General features: G+C 36.1%; 13 protein-coding genes. 3 read left to right on the forward strand and 10 right to left on the reverse strand.

Going from position 1 to position 22,254, the window contains the following annotated elements; all coding sequences use genetic code 11:
• Window positions 1-4 precede the first annotated feature (4 nt).
• Entirely contained in the window at window positions 5-1,432 is a 1,428-nt protein-coding gene (gene dnaA / locus OZP15_RS04595; protein ID WP_281337135.1) for a chromosomal replication initiator protein DnaA, read from the reverse strand.
• Window positions 1,433-1,608: 176 nt separating this feature from the next.
• Here dnaA and OZP15_RS04600 point away from each other — a divergent pair, with 176 nt between their 5' ends.
• Window positions 1,609-2,013 (forward strand): acyl-CoA thioesterase, encoded by a 405-nt coding sequence (locus OZP15_RS04600; protein ID WP_269227310.1) that lies wholly within the window; start codon window positions 1,609-1,611, stop codon window positions 2,011-2,013.
• A gap of 49 nt (window positions 2,014-2,062) precedes the next feature.
• On the opposite strand, the gene OZP15_RS04605 is transcribed toward OZP15_RS04600, so the two are convergent.
• The 3 genes from OZP15_RS04605 to ribD form a co-directional block, all read right to left on the reverse strand.
• On the reverse strand, window positions 2,063-2,671 hold the full coding sequence (locus OZP15_RS04605; RefSeq protein WP_281337136.1) for an IMPACT family protein: 609 nt from the start codon (window positions 2,669-2,671) through the stop codon (window positions 2,063-2,065).
• Between the two features lie 218 nt (window positions 2,672-2,889).
• On the reverse strand, window positions 2,890-3,501 hold the full coding sequence (locus OZP15_RS04610; RefSeq protein ID WP_269227311.1) for an HAD family hydrolase: 612 nt from the start codon (window positions 3,499-3,501) through the stop codon (window positions 2,890-2,892).
• Window positions 3,494-4,537: a bifunctional diaminohydroxyphosphoribosylaminopyrimidine deaminase/5-amino-6-(5-phosphoribosylamino)uracil reductase RibD gene (gene ribD, locus OZP15_RS04615; protein ID WP_281337137.1), complete on the reverse strand. Its 1,044-nt coding sequence runs from the start codon at window positions 4,535-4,537 to the stop codon at window positions 3,494-3,496. Before ribD ends, OZP15_RS04610 begins: the two co-directional genes overlap by 8 nt.
• 435 nt (window positions 4,538-4,972) lie before the next feature.
• Here ribD and prmC point away from each other — a divergent pair, with 435 nt between their 5' ends.
• Window positions 4,973-5,857 carry a peptide chain release factor N(5)-glutamine methyltransferase gene (gene prmC / locus OZP15_RS04620; RefSeq protein WP_281337138.1) on the forward strand — a complete coding sequence of 295 codons (885 nt, stop codon included), beginning with the start codon at window positions 4,973-4,975 and terminating at the stop codon, window positions 5,855-5,857.
• 121 nt (window positions 5,858-5,978) lie between these two features.
• Here the strand turns inward: prmC and OZP15_RS04625 are convergent, their stop codons facing one another.
• Together OZP15_RS04625 and OZP15_RS04630 are read right to left on the reverse strand one after the other, a co-directional pair.
• Complete coding sequence (locus OZP15_RS04625; RefSeq protein WP_281337139.1) at window positions 5,979-6,341, reverse strand: four helix bundle protein; 363 nt, start codon at window positions 6,339-6,341, stop codon at window positions 5,979-5,981.
• A 115-nt stretch (window positions 6,342-6,456) separates the two neighbouring features.
• Window positions 6,457-7,695: an ABC transporter permease gene (locus OZP15_RS04630; protein ID WP_281337140.1), complete on the reverse strand. Its 1,239-nt coding sequence runs from the start codon at window positions 7,693-7,695 to the stop codon at window positions 6,457-6,459.
• A gap of 222 nt (window positions 7,696-7,917) precedes the next feature.
• On the opposite strand from OZP15_RS04630, the gene hisS reads away from it, so the two are divergent.
• Window positions 7,918-9,288: a histidine--tRNA ligase gene (gene hisS, locus OZP15_RS04635; protein ID WP_269227313.1), complete on the forward strand. Its 1,371-nt coding sequence runs from the start codon at window positions 7,918-7,920 to the stop codon at window positions 9,286-9,288.
• A 106-nt stretch (window positions 9,289-9,394) separates the two neighbouring features.
• Here hisS and OZP15_RS04640 read toward each other — a convergent pair whose 3' ends face one another.
• The 4 genes from OZP15_RS04640 to OZP15_RS04655 all read right to left on the reverse strand — a co-directional run bounded on the left by OZP15_RS04640 (window position 9,395) and on the right by OZP15_RS04655 (window position 22,028).
• The gene (locus OZP15_RS04640) at window positions 9,395-9,598 is read right to left on the reverse strand and encodes a hypothetical protein (RefSeq protein ID WP_269227314.1); all 204 of its coding nucleotides are present in this window, start codon (window positions 9,596-9,598) and stop codon (window positions 9,395-9,397) included.
• Window positions 9,599-9,946: 348 nt separating this feature from the next.
• Window positions 9,947-16,393: a DUF8693 domain-containing protein gene (locus tag OZP15_RS04645; protein ID WP_281337141.1), complete on the reverse strand. Its 6,447-nt coding sequence runs from the start codon at window positions 16,391-16,393 to the stop codon at window positions 9,947-9,949.
• 652 nt (window positions 16,394-17,045) lie between these two features.
• Window positions 17,046-17,264, reverse strand: a complete 219-nt coding sequence (locus tag OZP15_RS04650) for a hypothetical protein (protein WP_269227318.1) — start codon at window positions 17,262-17,264, stop codon at window positions 17,046-17,048.
• A gap of 159 nt (window positions 17,265-17,423) precedes the next feature.
• Entirely contained in the window at window positions 17,424-22,028 is a 4,605-nt protein-coding gene (locus OZP15_RS04655; RefSeq protein WP_281337142.1) for a DUF8693 domain-containing protein, read from the reverse strand.
• Window positions 22,029-22,254: the final 226 nt, after the last annotated feature.

Genomic DNA, 22,254 nt, shown 5'->3' on the forward strand with positions numbered 1-22,254 from the left:
GCGATTATAACGTTAGTTTTTTGTTGATATCTTCAACAAATTTCTTGAATTGTTTGTCGGTTGCTACTAAATTGTCAACCGTTTTGCAAGCGTGTAAAACGGTAGCGTGGTCTCGATCTCCTATTTGAGAACCGATGTTAGCTAATGAAGCTTTGGTGAATTTTTTGGCAAAAAACATGGCTAATTGGCGTGCCTGAACAATATGTCTTTTTCTAGTTTTGGATTGGAGCGTTTCCACGTCCAATTGGAAATAATCCGAAACAATTTTTTGAATGTAATCGATAGAAATTTCTCTTTTTACATTTTTAACGAATTTTTCGACAACACTTTTGGCCAGTTCGAGGGTTACTTCTTTTTTATTGAAAGAAGATTGTGCGATTAAGGAAATAATGGCGCCTTCCAGTTCTCTTACGTTCGATTTGATATTCCGGGCAACATATTCTATAATTTCTTCTGGAATTTCTACTCCGTCACGGTATAAAATATTCTTTAGGATTGAAATTCTAGTTTCGTAATCGGGTTGGTGTAATTCGGCAGATAATCCCCATTTGAAACGAGATAACAGTCGTTGTTCGATATCTTGCATGTCAACAGGAGCTTTGTCCGAAGTCAAAATGACTTGTTTTCCGTTTTGGTGCAAGTAATTGAAAATATGGAAAAATACATCTTGAGTTCCTGACTTCCCTGATAAAAATTGAACATCATCAATAATCAAAACATCGATTAGTTGGTAGAAATGAATAAAATCATTTCTGTTGTTCTTCTTGACCGAATCGATATATTGTTGTGTAAAAATTTCGGCAGAAATGTATAAAACTGTCTTTTCTGGATATTTGTCTTTGATTTCAACACCAATAGCGTGGGCCAAATGGGTTTTTCCTAAACCAACTCCACCAAAAATCAATAGGGGATTGAATGAAGTTCCACCAGGTTTATTGGCCACAGCCATACCTGCAGAACGGGCTAATCTATTCGAATCGCCTTCCAAGAAATTATCAAAACTGTAATTTGGATTCAATTGTGATTCGATTTTTAAATTTCGAATACCTGGAATCACAAAAGGGTTTTTTAATTCTGGATTGAGGTTTTTGTAAGGAGCATCAACATCCTGTGCTTTCATTGGCGAACGATTGGCACTTGGTAATTGTTCTGTAAACGGTTGTTTGTTACCATAAGTGTTCTCCATTTTAATTTTATAGAGTAACTTTGCATTTTTTCCGAGTTCTTTGGTCAATGCTACTTTTAATAATTTAACGTAGTGTTCTTCTAGCCATTCGTAGAAAAATTTACTTGGAACCTGAATATAAAGTGCGTTATCGGTAAGTTCAACTGACTTGATTGGTTCAAACCAAGTTTTATAGGCTTGATCTTGAATGTTGTCTTTAATAAAAGACAGGCAGTTTTCCCATACTGATTGTGCAGTCTTGTTCATATATTTGGTTAAATTATTCTTGTTTTGGTAATCGTTATTTGATAAAAAAGTGGTTGATTTTTTATCCGTTTTTCAGGGTAACAAATATGTGAATAAAAATCTCTTAAAAAAAATATTTAGCCCATAATTTTTATAAAAAAATGTTGTATGTACATTAGAATTTTAAAAAATAAGCAATGAATTATCATCAAACACAAATACGCGTTCGCTATTCAGAAACAGACCAAATGGGGGTTGTTTATCATGGGAATTATGCTCCTTATTTTGAGATTGGAAGGGTCGAATGGTTGAGAAACAAAGGGATTTCATATAAATCAATGGAAGAAAACGGAATTATGCTTCCCGTGGTTTCGTTGACTATGAATTACAAAAAATCAGCTCGTTATGACGAACTTTTGACTTTGAAAACAATACTAAAAAAACAGACTACTGTTAAGATTGAATTTGAGTACGAACTCTATAATGAAGGAGGTGAGTTATTAACAACGGGCAGTTCAATATTGGTTTTTGTGGACATAAAAACAGGAAGACCAATTGCTCCTCCGCAGTATATTTCAGAAGTTTTAAATAGAACGGAATAGACTTGCTGATTCATTGCGAAATAATGAAAAAACAGTGTCTTTTTTGGCATTATGAAAAGTTGGGTTTAATCTCAATTTCAAACATAGAATTGAAGATGTCGAATATCATTTCGGCATTTTTTTTTCGGGTTAGGATTTCAATTTCGCAACTCATTTCCATTTTTTGGTTTACAATTTCGATATTTTTTTCCTTGATAACCCGCATCACTTTGTTGATATTTTTATAACCGAACGAAATCAAGTAATGAACATCGATTGTTTTTTCGATGATTTCCGATGATTCGAGCGTGAGTTGCGCTGTGGTTTTATAAGCAGCAATCAATCCGCCAACGCCCAATTTTATGCCACCAAAAATTCGTACGACTACAATTAACACATTGGTCAAGTCAAAAGACTGAATTTGTCCATAAATAGGCATTCCTGCCGAATTGCTGGGTTCGCCATCATCATTGGCGCGGTACATTATTTTATCTGTCCCAATTTGATAGGCATAACAATAATGCACGGCATGAGGATGCTGCTTGCGTAAGTCGTCAATAATAGGCTTTACTGCTGTTTCTGATTGGATAGGGAAGGCGTAACCAAAGAATTTGCTATTTTTTTCTTTAAATAAAATCTCCGTTGAATGAACGGAGATTGTTTTATAGGTGTCTTTCATTTTTCAATGGCAATGCGAGGTATTCGCTTTTAAAAGTTTTCGCCACGAATTACACTAATAAACACGAATTACAATTCGTTTTTAATTGCACGAATTCTTAAAACATACAGAATTCGTGCAATTCAATTTTAAATTTTGAGAAAAATTAGTGATGATTGGTGCAATTCGTGGCTAATTTTTTCTTTTTTTAAAGCGAATGCCCTGATGGCAATGACAATTTACTGTATATTCAATTCAGTTTTTGAAAATAAATCTACGACATCTTCCTTGCCTACTTGAAGATTCCAAACATTAATCCCCAATGAAGCTGCAGAATCTGTGTTTTCTTTCTTGTCATCAACAAATAAAGTATGTTTAGCAATCAATCCGTGTTGTGCCAATACATAATTGTAAATTTCGGCATCGGGTTTACGCATTCCCATTTCAAAAGAGAAATACACTTTTTCGAAACATTGGTAAAAATCACTGTAAAAAGAAGTACCCGTTTTATTTTCGAAAGTATTGATGTGAATAGAATCTGTATTGCTTAATAAAAACAAACGGTACTTGGTAGCTAATTTTTGTAAAAACTCCAATCTTTTCAAGGGAAAATCCAATAAAATAGCATTCCAGGCTTCTTCAATTTCTTCAATAGAAGCTTTGGGCATTTGTTTTTGAAAGCCAAGCAAGAAGTTTTCTCTAGAAATTTCTCCTTTTTCGAATTGAATGTTCAAATTATCTAAATCCGTGTTCCATTGCGATAAACCTAATTTTTTAAGTCCATCCATAGTGGCTTGTTTATCTAAATTGATAAAAACATCGCCAAAATCAAAAATGATAGTATCAATCATAGTTTCTTGTTATTATAAGTGTGTCGTTTCCGACCGCTTGTTTTTCAATATTTTTAAAAGCTAGTGTTGGTGCTTGGGTTCCGTTTTCGAAGGAGTTGTTTCCTGTGAATATTCGTGCTTCATCCCAAAGATTTTCGTCAATAAAAGTCTGCAATGTTTGTCGTCCACCTTCAATAATCATGGATTGGATTTGGTGTTGGTGTAATCTGTCAACGATTTGTTGCGCCATATTTTTTCCAAAATCAATTCCCTCAAAGGTATCGATTTCTTTAGGATTTGAAGTGTCAGATTTCGAAAAAACAATCGTTTTAGCTTGATTATTAAAGATGCTGCTGTCTTTCGGAATGCGATTGTTTTGATCCAAAACAATTCGGATAGGATTGTTTCCTGTCCAATCTCTCACGTCTAGTTTTGGATTGTCGTCAATAACAGTTTGTGTTCCCACAAGAATAGCCTGTTCTTCGCTTCGCCATTTGTGAACCAACTGTCGTGAAAATTCATTGGTTATCCAAACTGGTTTTTGTTCTGCTTTGGATGAAGGAGCAATAAATCCATCCTGACTTTCGGCCCATTTCAAAATGATATAAGGTCTTTTCTTTTCGTGAAATGTAAAAAAGCGTTTGTTCAACTCGTTGCATTCTGTTTCGAGAACACCAACGGTTACTTTTATTCCAGCTTCAATTAGTTTTTTGATGCCGTTTCCAGCGACTTTTATGTTAGGGTCAACTGTTCCGATAACGACATTCGGAATCTCGTTTTCGATAATCAAATTGCAACAAGGCGGTGTTTTTCCGAAATGACTACAAGGTTCCAGACTGACGTAAATAGTCGATTTTTTTAACAACGATTTGTCTTTTACGGAATTCACAGCATTGACTTCGGCGTGTGGCTCTCCTGCTTTTTTGTGCCAGCCTTCGCCAATGATTTTGCCCTCACACACAATAACACTTCCCACCATCGGATTAGGATAGGTTGTTCCTAAACCATTTTGTGCTAATTCAATGCAGCGACGGATGTATTTTTTGTTGGTTTTCACAGATACAAAAGTAGTGATTTCTGCCGCAAAGACGCAAATCCACAAAGTTTATTAAGTACGCTTTTTTTATTTTACATGAAAAATAATATCTCACAGAGCAATGTTATTGAGATAAGCTTTTTGCCGTCACTTCGAGTGATTTTGAATAGTAATGCGACAGCTTTACTATTCAAAATTGTATCGAGAAGCCTTTTGAAATAGAAAGTTCTCGATACATTTTATTAAAAAAAGCTATCGCATTTTTTAATAAAACACTCGAACAGACGAGAATGAATACTTAGCTTAATAACACTGCTTTGAAAGGTTTTTTTTAATTTGAAAATGCAAGTTTTTTTCTTTGTGCCTTCGTTGCAATTTTGTTTTATTTTTTTGTGGTAAAATCCACTTGAGCAGAATAACAATAGCTATTTTTGTATCCTAAATTTTGCATTTCCTATGAAAATCAAAGAATACCGAACCCAATTTATTCAAGAACTTTCCACCATTTATGATGCTGGCGAAGCAGAAAGTTTTTTCTATTTGATTTTAGAAGATAAAAAACAGTTGAAAAGAATTGATTTGGCATTAACTCCCGATTTGACTTTTTCAGACGATGAAATTCAACTTTGGAATTCAATTTTAGAACAATTGAAACTAGAAAATCCAATTCAATATCTTTTAGGAAAAACGAGTTTTTATGGTTTGGATTTTGAAGTCAATGAAAATGTACTAATTCCTAGACCAGAAACTGAAGAACTAGTAGAATGGGTCATAACGAATCAACAAATCAACGAATCAACAAATCAACTAAAAATTCTAGATATTGGAACGGGGAGTGGTTGTATCGCCATTTCATTGGCAAAAAATATTCCGAATGCACAAGTTTTTACGATTGATGTTTCGGAAAAAGCTTTGGCTACAGCCCAAAAAAATGCGACAATGAATCAAGTGGAGGTTAATTTTATTAAAACTGATATTTTAAAAACCGACGATTTAGGAAAACTTCCCACTTCCCACTTCCCACTTCCCACTTCTTTTGATATTATTGTTTCGAATCCGCCTTATGTTCGGGAACTCGAAAAAATAGAGATCAAGAAAAATGTGTTGGACAACGAACCGCATTTGGCATTATTTGTTGCTGATAATGATGCGCTTGTTTTTTACAGAAAAATAGCCGAATTGGCTCAAAAAAATTTATCTCCAAACGGACAATTATTTTTTGAAATCAATCAATATTTAGGAAAAGAAATGTTGGAATTACTTGAAAATATGGGTTTTAAAAATATTGAATTGCGTAAGGATATTTACGGTAATGATAGAATGATTCGAGGTACGAGGTAAGAAGTACGAGATACGAGGTGGGAAGTGCGAGGTAGGAAATACGAAGTACGACATTCGAGGTATGAGGTACGAAGTGCTAGGCAAGAGATACGAAGTACGAAGTGTAAAAGTAACTAAAGTTTCACTTCTTGTCCAAGTTGTTTCTGGCTGTTTTTATTGACGCTACAACAATTGCTAAAATTTCATTTGATTCTTTCAAAAGTTTTTCAATTTCAATTTTAAGGTCTTGGTTTTTATTTATCTCAAGTATTATTTCAAGAAAAAAGCAACTTTCATCAGCTTCTTCCTCCACAATTTTTAACTTATTAATGAAATCTGCAGTCGATTTTGCTCTTTGTGATGCTCTGTAATTCGCTCCAACAGAACTTGAATACCTAATTAACTGATTGACATAAGCATTAAGCTCCCGAGAAACTGGCAATTTCGAACATAAAAAAGAACTATCGATAGTAAACTTTTTAGTTCTTGCTTTCATATCTATCATAATCTATAATTTAATTTTACTCTGTTTAACTCCTTGATTTTTTCCTTTTTTACCTAGCATATCCTACCTCTGACTTCCCACCTCGTACTTCGTACTTACTATCTCGTACCTCGAACTATTCATAGCGCAACGCTTCAATCGGATCGAGTTTCGAAGCCTTAATCGCTGGATACAAACCAGAAATGATGGCTACCGTAAAACTGGTCAAAAAAGCTGCAGAAATAGCGCCCCAAGGAATAACAAACACAAAATCTATAGCTGTAGCTATGGCATAACCTATTGCGATTCCTAAAATAATTCCAACCAAACCTCCTAATTGTCCAATGAGTAGAGTTTCTATAAAAAATTGGAAAGCAACGGTAGTTTTTTTGGCTCCTAATGCTTTTCGAACGCCAATTTCACGAGTACGTTCCGTGACTGAAACAATCATAATATTCATCAAAGCGATAGACGAACCCAAAATGGTAATGATGCCAATAACCCAAGAAGCCAATCCCAGATATTGTGTAATGCTCAATATTTTGTTGATTAAATCGTCACTTCGAACAATGGCAAAATTGTTGTCTTTTACAGGACTCAATTTGCGTACTCTTCGCATCGTACTATTGGCATTGTCAATGGCTTGATCCAAGAGTTCTTTTTTGGAAACCATAATGCTCATCGTGTAATTGATGTTGGGAGCTGTAAACAAAGAACGGGCAACTTGAATCGGAATTAAAACCCTTAAATCTTGGCTGTTGCCAAAGGTGGATCCTTTTTCTTTTAAAACTCCAATGACTTTAAATTTGGCACCACGAATGGAGATTATTTTATCAATTGGATTGACATCTTTCAATAATCCTTTTTCAAAATCGGAACCTACGATGCAATTATACGTATTGTTTTTAATGTCGAATTCGGTGAAATTTCTACCCGAACTGGTTTCTAAACCCGAGTTGGCCATAAAATATTCATCCACTCCTACGATTTTGTTTTCGGGATCAGTTTTAGTGGCTTCAAATTTAATTTCGGCGGTAGAAGTAGCTGTAAAAGAAATAGAAGTTTGAGTCAGAGGATAGCTGTATTTGTTCTTGAAAGCGACCGCTTGTGGATAGGAAATAATAGGATTGATAATTTCTCTTTCGCCGCCACGTTGTCGGGTATTGCTTTCGTATCGATTGATGTTGAACGTATTGGCTCCCATCGAAGCAAAATCCGAAGATAATGTATTTTCGAGAGCCGAAACTACTGTCAGAATTCCGACCAAAGCCGTGATTCCTATAGCAATAATCAACACAGTAAGGATGGTACGCAATAACTGGGTTCGGATAGAACCAATTGCAATTCGGACGTTTTCTCGAAATAGTTTAAACATAGTGGCTATTTGACACGAAATTACAATTTTTGTTACAAGTTTGCTTTAGATGATGGGATATTTATTTTAAAAACAAGATATTTGCATTGAGAATTAAAAATTACGAATTAAAAATTAAAAATCATACTCGAGAGCTCTGCTCGTAAACGCGAAGCAATTGGGTTTGAAGGAATTTTAATTCGTAATTTTTAATTTTTAATTTTTAATTCGTAATTTATTAAAATGGCATCAAAACCAAGTATTCCAAAAGGAACAAGAGATTTTTCACCTGCCGAGGTGGCAAAACGTCAATATATTATAGCAACCATAAAAAGTAATTTCGAGAAATTTGGTTTCCAACCGATAGAAACACCTTCGTTCGAAAACTCTGAAACCCTGATGGGAAAATACGGAGAAGAAGGCGACCGATTGATTTTTAAGATTTTGAATTCGGGAGATTATTTGGCGAAAGCTGATACTACTTTATTAGAAAATAAAGAAAGTAATAAATTGACTTCTAGTATTTCCGAGAAAGCATTGCGTTACGATTTAACAGTTCCATTTGCAAGATATGTGGTGCAACACCAAAGTGAGATTGAATTTCCATTCAAAAGATACCAAATTCAACCGGTTTGGCGTGCTGATCGTCCGCAGAAAGGGCGTTTCAGAGAATTTTTTCAATGTGATGCCGATGTGGTAGGTTCAAAATCGTTGTGGCAGGAAGTAGAATTAGTGCAGTTGTACGATTCGGTTTTTACACAATTAGGTTTGGAAGGCGTAACGATTAAAATCAATAACCGAAAAATTCTTTCGGGAATTGCAGAAGTCATTGGTGCTAAAGATAAATTAATCGATTTTACAGTCGCTTTAGACAAACTCGACAAAATAGGCGAGGACGGAGTAAAAACGGAAATGATGGAGAAAGGTATTGCAGCATCGGCAATCGAAAAAGTACAACCGTTATTCAATTTTACTGGAACCATTTCAGAGAAAATAGAAAAACTTTCAACATTATTAACGGAATCTCAAGAAGGATTAAAAGGAGTAGAAGAGTTGCGATTTATTTGTGACAACGTTGCTAATTTGGGTTTGAATAAAGCGGTTTTAGATTTAGATGTGACTCTCGCTCGTGGATTGAATTATTACACAGGTGCTATTTTTGAAGTGGCTGCGCCTAAAACTGTTTCGATGGGGTCTATCGGTGGCGGTGGGCGATATGATGATTTGACTGGGATTTTCGGTTTGAAGGATATGAGTGGAGTAGGAATTTCTTTTGGTTTAGACCGAATTTATTTGGTTATCGAAGAGTTGAATTTATTCCCGGAAACGGTGACTTCGACATCCAAAGCGTTGTTCATTAATTATGGAGAAAAAGAAGCTTTCTATTCGATGCAAGCTATTAGTCAATTGAGAAGTTTTGGGGTGAAAGTCGAATTGTATCCTGATAATGTAAAAGTGGGAAAACAATTTCAACACGCTGATAAGCGAGGAATTCCTTATGCAGTAATTGTTGGAGAATCAGAAATGAAAGAAGGGAAATTTGCTTTGAAAAATTTAGTTTCTGGCGAGCAGGTTTTAGTTGATTTTGAAGGACTCAAAGAGGCTTTGTTGTAATTTAGATATTGATAAACTTTGTCAAAGTTTTGAACTTTGACAAAGTTTTTAAACGAAAAACGTCCCGAGAAATCGGGACGTTTTTTTGCTTTTGTAAGAATGTGTTTTATTTTTTGGTACAACAACTTTTTGATTTTGTTTTGTCTTCAGTTTTGCTTTTTGCTTCACATTTTTTAGTTTCGTCTGCGCTCATTTTTTTAGAGCAACAAGATTCTTTTTTTGTAGTTTTTTTTGTGGTTGTTTTGGTTTCATTTGCTCCAGCATTGATAGAGAATAAAACAACTGCTACTGCGATGATTATTTTTTTCATTATTTTGATTTTTAATTTGTCTTTAAAGTGTGGTTCAAATTTAGGCAAGAATATTTTATTTCCAATAAGGAAACGAGTTAATGTTTGCTTAAGGTTGTGTATGACGAAACTTTAAACGTTGTAAAGAAGTTAATGGTTTTTCCGTCTCTTCGAGTGGTTTTCAATAGTAATGCGACAGCTTTACTATTAAAAATTGTATCGAGAAGTCTTTGGTAGTAGTGTTCTCGATACATTTTATTGAAAAAAGCGGTCGCATTTTTCAATAAAACACTCGAACAGACGAGTACTAATCTTTTAACTTTCTTATTTCAATAAAATGTTTGCAATAATTTTAGTAAAACCTTTCTTTTAGTTTACTATAATTTTCTTGCTGCTTTCGCCTTTAGCTGTTTTTACTTTTATGATATATACTCCAGCACTAACATTTGTCAGAGGGACTTGAATGTTTTGTTGGTCTAGATTATCCAGTTTCCAACTATTCATTTCTTGACCCAAGAGGTTGAATAAAGTCAGTTTTTCAACAGTAATGTCTTGTAAGTCGTTTTTGATTTCAACAATATTTCCGTTTTGTATGTGAGATACTCTGATATCATTAACAGTGTTTTGAGTCACATTTAATGTTTTGTCAATAAAACGCAAACTGAATCTAGAGTTATTTGTACCTGCTGGCAAAGTCACTTCATAATTTTGGGTTCTAATATCATGATAGGTATCTGTTAGATTATCATGAATAAACACTGGTTGTTGAGGGTCAAAGTTTTCTATTTCATCTATAGTGAAATTTACTTTTCCTTCGGTATTTGTTTTCACTCCAATTGGATAAGTCATATTGGTATTGAAATAACCTTCTCCTTGAATGACCAGTTGTTTACCACTGTTTAAGAAATACATATCGTTAGGAAAATCATCCATAATTTCGCCATCATAACCATTGTCAAAACCGTTAGTGGCTTTGTCATCCATAAAGCCAATCAATACCTGACGGTGGTAATTGTCTTTGTTGTTGTAACCCAAACGTATTTTTTTGTAAGCTACCGTCGTGTTGCTATTGATTACTTGAGGGATTTTACTTGTTCCTTTGGTTCTAAATAGGGTAGTTGAGGTTGCATCTGTTTCTTTGACAAAAGCTCTTTGTCCGTTGTTAAAATTAACTGCTCCACCAGTTCCGTTTCCATATACAAAGAAACCTTGACCCACCGGAATGTATTGTTTTGGAGTTTTAGAACTTGTTCCTACACCATTAATACCAGCAGGAGCCACAGGAGGTAAACCTCCAGTTAAATTAAGTACTCCATAGCCTCCAGCATATTCCCATAAGGTATGAGAGTTATTGCTTGGTGCGTGTTCCCAGAAATATAATGTTCCGTCAGTTGCTACACCATTACCATTACCTTTGTTAATATTGGCATTGTCATTGATAAATTGATAACCATCTATTGCTGATGGATAAGGATTACCTACCAGTAATAATTGGTTGGCGCTAACACTATTGCCAGTTATGGTGCCATTATTTGGTTTACCCACAAAAGTGAAATTAGTTGCTGTACCAGCTCCTTTTAAGGTGTATCCTTGCCCCACACGAAGTGAAAAGCTTTCGCTTATTGATTGCCAGTTAGCGTAAGAATCGGGTAAATTATCAAATGTGTATAACCAATAGCGAGCTAAACTTACAGGAGTGCCAGCATTTCCTGCCACACCATCATAAGTTGTGTTCCAAGTGATGTTTCTTGGAGTGGTATTAAACCCATCTTTCATAACACCAGTTACTGTATAATTCGTGTTGTTAGCAGTGCCATTAATTGGGCTAACAGGAGAACTCCAATAGTTGTAATTGTATTTGCTGGCTTGTCCTTGTTGGTCTCTTTCGATAGATCCTGCGCTGGTTACATCCAAGTCACTTCCTTGGGTTTGCACCAATTGTGACATTCCTACTAAATCTATTTTTCCGTCTAATTTTAGGTAATGCGACACTTCAATTTTAGTATTGTTGGTTGCGCTTATAGTACCGCTATTGACAAATAGTCCTAGTACAGTTTTGTCTGTAGTAGAGCTGATGTTATGAGTTGATCTTACGATATTCCAGTTAATTTTTGTCCCATTTTCTATAGAGTTACTGTTCGGAATGTACTGTAATGTACTATTAGTCCAAGTTCCTGCACTTTCCCACGGCGCATTTGCCGCTGATATATAGGGTAGAGGAGCGGTTTGTCTGTCAACGGTTACTACATTTCTTAATGCAGCCGTATAGTTGTTGTTGGATATGTCTTTGGCATTAGTATAAGTATAAGTTGACATTGGGTAATAAGCCATAAGATTTGCCCAAGGAATACTGCTAATTTCGTTTAACGTAATGGTATTTGGAACAATAGCACCATTTGTAGCGGTTCCGTTTCTCAAAATTTCTTGATTCATTACATATCGGAATTGAGCATCGTTTAGGGCTACATTCCATACTCGAACTTCGTCTATTGATCCATTAAAGTATGAAGTTGGAGCTACGCCATCTGCTGCTGCAATCAAGAACGATTGGTTGGTAGCCGCTGTTGGAGTTCCTGCTAGATTTGTACTAACGGCATTTATTCCGTCAATATAGATTTTAGCAGTTGTACCGTCAAAGCTTACACCAATATGATGCCAGATACCCACAGGAATTACTGCTGATGAGGTAATTGTTTTTTTACTAGCTCCTACAAACCAGCTCATTTCTGCTCTTCCTGCTGCATTGATACTTAAATCATAACCTTCGGTAAAAGTACTGTTTCTTTTAGAAAAAATGGTTCTGTTGGCAGTAGTACGATTTACCCAAGCCGAAACGGTAAAAGCAGGAGTTAAGTCTAATACTTTTCCAGCATCTAAATAATCGGAAGTACCGTTAAACTTGATACAACGTTCGAATGTTCTTTCTGGAGCATACCCAAAAGTGATGTATTTTGTTCCGTCAAAGTCATAAGAAGTTTCTAGATTGGATCCGTTTACGCTCATTACCCTGTATTCTGCAGTTGGGTTAAAAACTGGAGTATCAGATATAAACATCAAGAAATCGCCAGGAGGTGTTATGGTAGCAGTAAGCATGATAGAAGGGATGGATACTCTAGCTGTAGGAACATTTCCTCCAACTTCTACAACTTTCCATGTTCTTCCTACTGATACAAATTCAACGTTTGTGGTTAATGTAGGAGTTATTCCTGTACTCATATCGACAATAACAGGTGCTTGGGCCGCTAAAGTGCCTTGATTGTTACCCCAAACCAAGAAGTTTCTGTTGTTACAGGTGTTAGGGTTTAGATTATTTGTTGCTGCTATCGTGTTTAATCCAATAGTAATATCGTCAGTGGTATTAACTGTTTTAGATTGTTTTTGGTACAATTGGGAGTCATCATCTCTACCAATACCGGCAACGTCATAATTGTATCCTGTATTTCCAATAGTATTCCAGATTATATTTCCAGCTGAATCTATGTAATTTACATCATTAAGTCGAGTAGTAAGACTTACCCCTGATACATTACTACTGTTTGTTGCATGTAGCGTTATTCCGTATTTAAGACCTAAATAACTTTGTATTTTTTGTTGGTTTAAAGCACTGTTTGGAGCAGTGTAAACTACTACTTCTGAAAGTCTTCCGTTTAGAGCAGAAAAAGCTCTACCACTGATACCACTTCGTCCTGTTCCTAGATAAAAAGGGAGGTTTTTATACTCATAGAAGTTTAATAAGCTACCTGTTCCAGTGTCTCCAGTTCTACCGTCAAGATTGTCTATTTTAATTCCGTTTTTATAAATTTCTGTTGTAGTGCCACTTGAGTTAGTTTTTACGTTTATAATAAGCGGTTCGTTGTAAGTAACAGTTGTAGATGAAAATGATTTTCCATAGGAGTCAACACCTGGGGTAGGTGAGCCTGATCCAGGAGCATAAGCACCTACGTTGTGTGCTATAACTTCTGGTGTACTGTATCTTGCTGTTGTGTTTCCTAATCCTAATCCAGTAGGATCTTCGTGAAAACTTTGTTCATCACTTTTTCCACCCAGAGGAATTTGTCTTCCGTTAGTTCCCATGGTGTTTTGTGTTACATCATCAGGATAAACCACCACAAAATAATCTTGAGAGTACAAGCCTCCTTTACCATTCATATAGTCTTTATTAGCTGCATTAAAATCAACTACGGGATTAAAATTTAAGTTTCTCGCAGCATTATCTCTATATGTTGGAGCATCTGTAGTCAATGCTTTTACATTTTCTTTATTAATTAAGTCGGCTCTACTAGTATCATAAGCTTGGTCTTCCCATGCCGTTAATGGTGATCCATCTGTAGCAGCTATTCCTGCATTACTTTTGAACCATAGTCTTAAATTTTGATTGATGTTGGCAGGAGCAATAGGAGAATCAGCTAGCGCTACAATAGCATCTCCTTCTACTCCTACATTGTCAAAGGCAACTCCATTGTCAGTAGTTGAACCATTGGATCTAAATTCTACTTTGAAACGTACGTTTGATTGATTTCTAAAAGTTCCGTCTGCTAATAGAGTAGTAGCTCTGATAAATCGATTTGGACCAACTCCTACAGGTGTAAAAGCTAAAGCTGCAGTTGCATTGTTATCGCTCCACCCATTACTTCCTAGTGCGGATACAGATGTAGAATTGTACCAATTTATTCCGCTACCAGAAGCTCCTAATTGTACAAAGGCTCCATTGTTGATAGAATATAGTATGCGCATACCATCTACATTTGTTTCCGTGTCGTAACGTACATCTATATTGAATAACATATTTTCATACCCTGTAAAATTATAAACAGGACTGGTAATTTCTATAACGGCATTATTCGCATAATCATTAAAGTTATTGGTTCTCCAAAATGAATTTTCTCCAATTTCGGCTACCCCAGTGAATGTGTCTGTTCTTGTCCATGAGCCATTAGTGTTGGTTGTGTTTGTCCAACCTCCATCTGTAGCGTCAAAATCTTCATAGAATAAAGTGTAATCTCTGTGGTAGTTGGCATCAAGATAGGTAACAGAGATGTCTGCTGAAGTTGTTCCGCAAGAATTGTTTACTGTCCATCTAAAAACATAAGTTCCAATAGTAGGTACTGTAGCCGTTGACGAACCATTGGATGCGTTGCTAAAAGTAACTGTTCCTGAAGGTCCCGAAATTTTAGTCCAAGTCCCAGAGGCTGGGCTTCCTCCTAATGCTGGTGAAGTTAGCGAACCGTTAACTGTTATAGCACTACTGGCTACAGTTGCAAAAACACCAGTAGTTACAACCTGTGTTTTAGATGCTGTAGTAGTTCCACAACTACCACCAGCTGTGGTAAGTGTTAGCGTTGCTGTTCCTGTATAAGCAACAGGTGCTGTCCAAGTGGTTGTGTTTGGCGTGCTTCCAGTATTGTTAGTAAATGTTCCGCCTACACCACCGTCAGACCAAACTGCACTCGTAGCACCTCCTCCGAATGATCCACCTAATGCTACTGTTGTAGCACCTGAACAAATGGTTGTTAAAGCACTTCCTGCTGCGGCTGTTGGTGAGTTTGATGTTACTCCTAATGTTTGAGCAGTTCCATTACCACAACTATTAGACGGAGTAACACTTACAGTTCCTGAATTTCCGTTAGTAGTGACAGTAATTGAGTTTGTAGTTCCTCCAGCAGTTTGAGACCATCCAGCAGGGAAAGACCAAGTATAAGTAGTTCCAAGAACATTGGTTACACTATAACTTTGAGATGTTCCACCACAAAAAGAAGTACTTCCTGTTATTGCACTAGGTTGTGCTGGCACAGCGGTTAGCGTAACGTTAGCTGTATTATTAACTGTTATTGCATTGCTACAATTGTCTGGCGATACACCACTCGAAAGATTGGTAATCTGTATGTTAGTTAAACCAATATTATTTAAAGTACTAGTTGTAAAACTCCCTGTACCTGCTGATGTTACACTCATTGTAGCTGTAGCATTTGTAGCAGTATTTGCTCCAGTAAGGCTATAAGTTACGGTGTAATTTCCGGTTGGTAATCCAGTTCCTCCTGTAAGTGTAACTGTAGCTCCATTACCTGTACACAAAGGCGAAGCTATAGCGGTACTCGTTAAACTATAAGTTGGACAAGTCCAAGTAAGGATTACTTGACCGTTGGCTCCTGAACCACCATTTCGAGTGCCTGAAGTCCTTACAGCTCCCGAACCACCACCACCAAATGTATTCCCATTTAGTCCATTTGTGTTTCCTGAAACACCAGCTGCTCCATTGCCACCACCACCAGCACCACCAGCACCACCAACGGCTAATAATGCAGATAAACCATTACCTCCACTGCCAGCTCCACCACCACCAGCACCAGAACTTAAAGCACCACCAGCTGCACCATTACCACCATCACGTGTTATAGTACCCGTAGATGCTCCTGCTGTACCACCAGTACCAGCTGCAGTAGAGTTATTTGTTCCTCCGTTACCACCATCAGCTATGACTAAAGTAGCAAATGAAGAGTTTCCACCAGATGTATTCGCACCACCCCCTGTTCCAACGGTTATAGAGTATGCACCAGATAAAGCAGATACAGGAGTTGTTGGATTTGCTGCAAAAGCACCACCACCACCACCACCGCCTCTTCCATTTGAGCCAGATCTTGATCCACCACCACCACCAGCTCCCCAAGCTTCTACTCCTACTGTAGTAACTCCTGCGGGAACTGTAAAAGTCCCCGAAGCGGAATACGTTTTAGGTGATTGTGCTAAACCTGAAAAAGGAATAGCTATAAATAGCAGTAGCGTAAATAAGCTAATAAGAGGTAAAGTAGTTTTCTTCATGGTAATACAGTTTAATGATTCTCTGTTTTTGTTTTAAAATAGAGTCTTAAAATTGTTTTTCATGAATTAAAGGTATTTGTTTTTTGTCTAAAACATAGATTAAGTGCATATAAAATCGATGAAATACACAAATTAACAAAATAATGTAGGAAAAAAGAATTTATTTAAAATAAATAACTAACTGCTTTTTTTGATTTTTTATCAAAAAAAAGAAGACTGTTGCATTTGTTTTTTTAAGTTAATAAGCAAAGGGGAGAAGAGTGGTTTGTTTATGTTGATTTGCTGTTTTTTTTTATACTGTTACCTTTGTCAAAGTTTTAAAATTTGACAAAGGTTGCTATCTCCTGATAGATTTTATTACACCAAGCTACATATCGGTAATTGAAGAATTCGTCCCCGTCTGTTCGTTTTAAAGGAAAATGCGATAGCTTTTTCTTTAAAATGTATCGAGAACTTTAGGTTTAAAGGCTTCTCGATACAATTTCGAATAGTAAAGCTGTCGCATTACTATTCGAAATCACTCGAAGAGACGTTCATTAAAATCAGAATTAAAACGGTGTGAAATCCTTGTTATCCGTGTGCCATTGTATCATACAAATAGTTAAAAAAAACCTCTTATTTCACAATGAGAATAAGAGGTCTTGCTATCTGATTAATTGTTGATACTGTGTTTGATATTGTTTTTTAATTTCCAAAAAACAAAGGACAAGCCTACAATAGCTAAAATCCATAGATAATCATCAATAGGTAATGGGGTATCTGTTTCTTCTAAAGTTCCAGTATCGTCAGTTGTTCCTGGGTCGGCCATCATTACATAAGTAGCACAAAAATATAAGACTAGGGCGTAGATTTTTATTATATTATTTTTCATTTGTATCATTTTTTATTGGGGTTAAAAATGGGCATTAGTAGGCTTTTTTATTGAGTAGCTTTGTCAAAGTTTTAAACTTTTATAAAGCTTGATTTTTTTGTGCTAGGTTTATCTTTGTCAAAGTTCAAAACTTTGACAAAGATTTTCCTGACTGACAGTTTAATTCACTATTTTCTTACTGATTACTTTTTTGCTGCTTGCTGTTACTTTTACAATCAAAACCTGATTAGCGATTTTGGCAGTATCGATGCTAAATTCTTTGGCATTGATATTGTTTTTTTCGATTAGCAAACTTCCTTTGGTATCAAATAGTTGAATGCTTTCAATATTTTCAGCATCGGATTTGATGTGAATTGCAGCTTTAGATTTGTATATAGTTACATTATTGTCATTCAATTCTGGATTAACAATTCCTAGCGTTTTTTGATATTTCAAAGCAAATCTAGTATTGTCTGTTCCAGCAGTGGCAGAGAATGAGTAAGAGCTTGTTTTCAAATCGGTTTCAGCACCTGTGTTATTGTCTTTCAAGATGATGTCTTGATTTCCAGAGAACAAACCATCTACATGGTCAATAGTTATTTCAAAATTCCCAGCTGTTTCTGCTTTGAATGCAAGAGGAACAATATCTGTATAGTCAAAAGGAATGGCTCTACCTTGGATTACAAATTCTTCGTTTTCGACTAATGAGGTCAATGCGGTAGGATTATCGTTAAAGTATCTTCCGTCTATTGTAGCATCAATTCCAGCAGTAGCTCCAGTCATATAGGCAACCATCATTTGGTTAACAGGTTCGCTGTTTTTAGAAAGGTTCAGCCAAATTCTGTTTTTTTCGATAGCTTTAGTTCTTAAAAACTGATTGGCATTATTGCCTATACGCATGCCATTGTTGAAAATGAGGTTAGACAAAGTTGCTTTGTAGATAAATCCTTGCCCTACTTGGATGATACCATTAGGGATGATGCTACTACCGCCTCCGCCATTGGCTACTCCACCAGCAGTGGTGTATGTGGCATAAGAACTGGTGGCTGCATTATTGGTTTTTCTCCAAAAGTATAATGCTTCTATAACGCTGTTGGCACCTATAAAATCATCGGCATCAATAGTAGATGGATAAGGGTTTCCTGTGGCGTAATACCTGTTTGGAGTAATCCCTATACCAAAGCTTCCGTTGTTTGGCACACCTTGAAATTGACCTTCCCAAATGGTTGCTGTAGTTGGGTGATTGTTTGGCATACGAATTAAATACCCAGTTGTTGGCGTAAAATTAGTCGCAGCTGGTGTAGGAACTACATTGTAAAGATTGGTTACTGGATTGTAAGTATAGAAACGGCTGGCCAATGTTTGAGCCGAGAACGATTGCAGTTGTTGACTCGCTACAGGAGAAGACCATAATACATAATCCAAATATTTTAATGCACTAGTTTGTCTTTTTACAATGATGTTTCCAGTGTTTACAGCATTGGTAGTTTGAATTAAGTTGGCATTATTGTTCAAAGTAAAGCTACCTGAACTTACCGTTATAGCACCTGTTAATGTTACATTAAATCCAGACGGAATAGTAACTACAGCATTGTTGTTTACTGTTAGCGTGCAAGCGGTAATATTAGCAGCAACACTATAAGGTCCGGCAATAATTGCAGCTTTGCTAGCTGTTGGCGTTCCGTTAGACCAAGTTGCTCCATTCCAAGTGGTACTTTCGATAATTACATTTTGATTGGCAGTTATGCTCTGACCATTTCCATCGTTAAATGTCCAAGTGATAACAGTAGTTCCTGGAGTTGTAATTGGGAATACAGTAGGAGTAGTTCCTGTTATAGTTCCTGCGCAGGCATCTGTAGTTGTTGGTGCTGTTGGAGTTACCGAACACTGTCCTGTTATGTTTGCCAATGTTGGAGTTACTGGCGCAACGGTATCATCTATAATGATGTTTTGATCGGCAGTTGTAGTATTTCCGTTTCCGTCATTAAAAGACCAAGTCACTATCGTTGTTCCTTGAGTTGTAATTGGGAAAGTAGTTGATGTTGTACCTGTGATTGTACCAGCACAAGTGTCAGTAGTTGTTGGTGCAGTAGGGGTTACGGAACATTGCGCAGTAACATTGGCTAATGTTGGAGTAACAGGTGGTGTTACATCATTGATTGTTACGTTTGCAGTACAAGTACTGGTTTGTCCGTCAGCATCAGTAACAGTAAGGGTTACTGCTTGAACTGTGTTGGCATGAGTACAGTTGAAGGTATTTGGAGAAACTGAAATACTTGTAATTCCGATATCATCTGTTGAACCATTATTTACATCAGTTGTCAATACGGTTAATGAACCACTACTGTTTAATGATAGCGTAGCATCTTTGCAAATGGCTACAGGAGGAGAAGATATGATTTCTAATACTTTGAAATTGTCAAATCGAAACCCTTTGAAAGTTGTGTTGTAGCCGTGATTTCTATTGTTAGAATCGGTTCTTAATATGAATCGGAACTTTACACTTGCTTTATTGAATAATCCTGCATTTTCGGTTGCACTAATGTAATATTCCTCTAATACCCATTTGTCAAATTTATCTCCGTCATACAAAGCTTGTCCGTCAGGTTGGAAACCTTTATCGGCTGTTGTTTTTGATGTTGTTGAAAGGGTAGTGGAGTAATCGGTTACAGAAGTTGTTGTACCAGGTTTTGTGTATTTTCCATTCATTGTAATCCAAGTGGTTCCACCATCTGGTGATCCTTGTAATTGCACATAGTCAAAACTTCTTTCTAAATCCCATTTAGCGTTAAATTGAATGGCAACTTGTTGTTTTCCAGCTAATGAAATAGCATTTGTTTGCGTTAGATTTGCAGTAGTTATTGCGTTGGCGTAAGATGCAGCAGTATTTGTTGTAATACCAGCAGTTCCTCCAAAACCATCTGTAGTAGTTATGGCCCAAGAAGCAGTTCCTGAAGCAGTCCAACCAGCCAAAGCCAGTGTGGTTGGGTTAGCTAATGAGGTAAAAATGCTTGTTGGATTGTAATATTTTTCTATTCGAGTTTTATAAATGATGTAAGACCCGTTTGAAAGCGTAACTTCAAATTCAATTTTCTCTTTATTCGCAATAGTTGGGCTAAGAGTAAAATTTACATCTAGATTTCTTTGTTGTAAAACTGTCATTCCTGTTTGAACGGCAACATTAGTAACGGATAGAATATTTGAAGAAATAGGAGTAACCGTTAGAGTGAAATCTCCATCCGTTTGTCCTACTCTTTCAAGTCCAAAGTTTAAAGTCCCACTAGTACTTGTAATATCTGATTTAGTTAAATCGTGTAATTTTGCATATACCCCGCTGTAATAAGCAGCAATGAAATTCATTCTTACTGCTCTTTTTGCTATTGGTGTTATTTGGGTTGGTGTTGGCCAAAAACCACCTTCACCTGTTGGGGCTCCATTTTCAGGCGTCCAGCATAAAGTGTTTTTTCCAGAACCTTCACTCATCCAATCATTACAGTTACCATTGTTCCAATAGCTGATATTAGGACTTGATCCGTAAGCATATCTGCTGAATTGGGTCATGTCGTGAGAATATTGATAGTATTCATTTTCTCTTCCTGTGGGTACTCCTGGATTTGTAGCTAGATTATTGGTTCTATAAAAAGCAGCTCTACCATGAAGGGCGGCATTTTTGTAGGCGTGATGGTTTACAGATGTTTTGAAATTATGTAATAAGAAAAAATCTCTTATTATTGAAGTTTCAGCTTCAGAGAATCCAGCAGTTCCTCTGTAAGTGTCGTCACATCCATCAGGAGAAGATCCTTCATCGTCATAACCCCAATACGTTCCCCAGTTTCTGTTCAGGTCAATACCATCTAAATAAGTAGTACAAGCTCCAGTTTCTCTTCTGTTTTTTCTTTGCATTCCTCCACCATTTGGTGATTGTGTTTGGTTGTAAGCCAAACCGTCAGGATTTACGATTGGAATAAAATAGAGGTCGTGATGATCTACTAAATTCTTAACATCTGGATCAGTTGCATAGTTTTCTAGTAGATACCACATGTAGTAAGTTAGGTTCATTAAACTAGAAACTTCTCTAGAATGTGTCATTCCAGTATATAAGGTTTCAGGTTTGCTTCCTGTAATAGCTGAATTTGAAATTTTAACAACATAAATAGGTCTGCCTTCAATTGTTCGTTGGTCTGTTGGTGATGCATTTACTTTTGCAGTGATTAAGTTTGGGTACAAACTTCTCATCAAATCTAGTTGAGCATTGGTTTCGTCAACCGTTAAACAGCCTCCAAAAGAAGCTCCTAATTGAAAGTTAGCTGGAACCGTCCAGTCAATTTCTGTGTTTTCAAAACGATGGGTTATGTTGCCATAAGTAGTCGATTTTAAACTTGTGGTTCTAGCATTATTTTTACTTTTATTTTTAGCTGATGCTTTCAAAGTTCTCAAGTTGGTTTTGGCTTGAGGTAAATCTTTCACTGCTCGTTTTGCATAAAATGCTTCCATATCGGTAACAACAACTTGATAAGCTGTTACTGTTTTTACTTTTGATTCTTCACGAGTAGATAGCTCTATCAGTAAATTACCATCTGTATCAATTTGTGAACCACAATCTAAATCAAGTCCAAGTCTTCCCAACTTGTTCATTAATTCTGGTGTAGGGTTAGCTATTTTAATTTTTTTGTAAATCTCATTAGGTTCTGTTTTCGTTTTATGTGATTCATGATTGTGTGATTGCGAATGCAAAAACGTTGTAAAAAATAAAACAGGTAACAAATAAAGAGTAATTTTTTTCATATCTATTTGATTTAGGAATGTCAAATGTATGTTAAAATTTTTTAACCAACAAAATAAATTACCGTTTAAATGCATTTTATATCGATAAAATACATTTTTATTTTTAATAAAGTGTAAAAATATTACAAAAATTATTTTGCAAAGGTGAATAAATTATTAACAAGAATAAAATTGAATTCATGTTATTTTATAAAAAAAGCTTCCACATTAGTGGAAGCTTTAAAAT

The organism is Flavobacterium eburneipallidum, from assembly GCF_027111355.2.
GTDB classification, from domain to species: domain Bacteria; phylum Bacteroidota; class Bacteroidia; order Flavobacteriales; family Flavobacteriaceae; genus Flavobacterium; species Flavobacterium eburneipallidum.